General features: G+C 28.0%; 2 protein-coding genes. One reads left to right on the plus strand and one right to left on the minus strand.

Annotation, left to right across the window (positions count from 1 at the left end):
- The first annotated feature begins 24 nt into the window (after positions 1 to 24).
- Positions 25 to 465 carry a GNAT family N-acetyltransferase gene (locus G3997_RS05570; protein WP_296644162.1) on the plus strand — a complete coding sequence of 147 codons (441 nt, stop codon included), beginning with the start codon at positions 25 to 27 and terminating at the stop codon, positions 463 to 465.
- 172 nt (positions 466 to 637) lie between these two features.
- Here G3997_RS05570 and G3997_RS05575 read toward each other — a convergent pair whose 3' ends face one another.
- Positions 638 to 1816 (minus strand): MFS transporter, encoded by a 1179-nt coding sequence (locus G3997_RS05575; protein WP_296644166.1) that lies wholly within the window; start codon positions 1814 to 1816, stop codon positions 638 to 640.
- Between the last annotated feature and the right edge of the window lie 67 nt (positions 1817 to 1883).

Raw genomic sequence — 1883 nt, forward strand, 5'->3', positions numbered from 1 at the left:
AAAAATTAATAAAGGGGTTGTAGTATGTTTAAAATAAAACATTTTAATGATTTAAGTGTAGATAATATGTATGAAATAGCTAAAGCTAGATATGAGGTTTTTGCTTGTGAACAAAAAATAACTAGTGAGAATGATTTTGATGATGTAGATAAAGAWAGTTTTCATGTTTTTAAAGAAGAGAATGGAAAAATAGTTGCTTATGCTAGAATTATTCCAAAGTCCCATAGTCCTTATGATGATACATCAATAGGTCGTGTATTAGTACTTCCTTCTCATAGGGGTGAAGGCCTTGCTAAAAGTATGATGAAATCTTGTGTAGACTTTATAATGTACAATCTTCATGAACAACATATAACTTTATCTGCTCAAACTTATATCAAGGGATTATATGAATCTATAGGTTTTAAAGAAATTTCTCCTGTCTATGATGAGGTTGGTATACCTCATGTTAAAATGAGATTATAAATTTATCCTACATATAATAATTTAAGTTAATWTATACTTTTCTTATCTATATTAGTTTCAAAATGATATTATATTATACAATGTATTTATTTTATAAGTGTTAAGAATAGTTATTATATTTCTAAAAAATAAGAAAAGGGACTAACCTCAATTTTGAGATAGTCCCTTTTACCTATGCACTAAGTTTTTCAATTTTTTCTTTAAATGAAACTCTATATACCAAAACACATACTATTAAACAACATATTCCACTTAATATAAACGGTAACTTATTTCCTATATCAAATATAAATCCAGAAGCTAAAGAACCTACAATCATACCAATAGCCTTGTAAGAACCTTGTATTCCCATTATCTCTCCATAATTATCCTTAGCAAGTTTTGATACTATACTTTGCTGTATTGGCGTAACTAAAGCACTACTTCCAACAAATATCATTATAAATATAAAGCTAAGTATTATGTTGTTAAATAGTGAAGCAACTACCATACTTATACCTGCTATTACGCAAGTAACTACTAAAGTATAATTTTCATTAAACTTTTTACTTAAATAAGGATTTAACCATACATTCATAATTAAAGCTATAACTCCTGCAATAGCCATAACTATACCATTTACCATCGTCGGCATGTTAAGAACTGATTCCACATAATAATTTATTGTTGAGCTATATGAAGTTGCTGCTATACTTATTAATGTCATAACTATCATCATTGTACCTAACATAGGATTTAATTTAGTACCTTTATTTCCTTTTTTAAGATGCTTTGTATAAATTTCTATTTTACCTTCTTTTTTATCAATAGTTTCATCTACCATAAAGTATATTATTCCTGCAACTACCAAGCATAGTATAAACTGCACTAAAAATGCAAGTTTATATCCATAGCCTCCACAGAATCCTCCTAATAAAGCTCCAGCAGAACTAGCTATAGATGTTGTAGCTGTATGGTATGACATATATTTTGTTCTTTCTTCTTTTGAAGATATATCACTTACATATGCTATACATGTAGTTATAAATGCCACTGACATTGCACCACCTGTTATTCTAAATAAAAGTATAAGTGGTGTACTTCCTATAAATCCAAACCCTAGTTGGCTAAATCCATAACCAATAACACCAATAACTAAAAATCTTTTTCTTCCTTTTTGGTCAGACATTGCTCCCCATATAGGAGACATTACAAAGTGAGCTATTGACATTGTTGAATATAGTATACCAAACATATATGTTGGCATACTTAATGCATTTATAAGAGATGGAGTTACTGGATGTGCCATATTAAATGTGGCCATTGTTATAAAGTTTATAAATAATATCTTTTTCATTTTATTCTTGTCCATAATTTCTCCTTAGCTGTTTTATTTTTTCGCTTTTGTATTATACCATAATAATTAATACATATATAAT

It is taken from the genome of Romboutsia sp. 13368, from assembly GCF_018336475.1.
GTDB lineage: Bacteria > Bacillota > Clostridia > Peptostreptococcales > Peptostreptococcaceae > Romboutsia.

Excerpts from the sequence above, each read along its gene's own strand:
- G3997_RS05575 (WP_296644166.1), bottom strand. The coding sequence starts at position 1,816 with ATGGACAAGAATAAAATGAAAAAGATATTATTTATAAACTTTATAACA.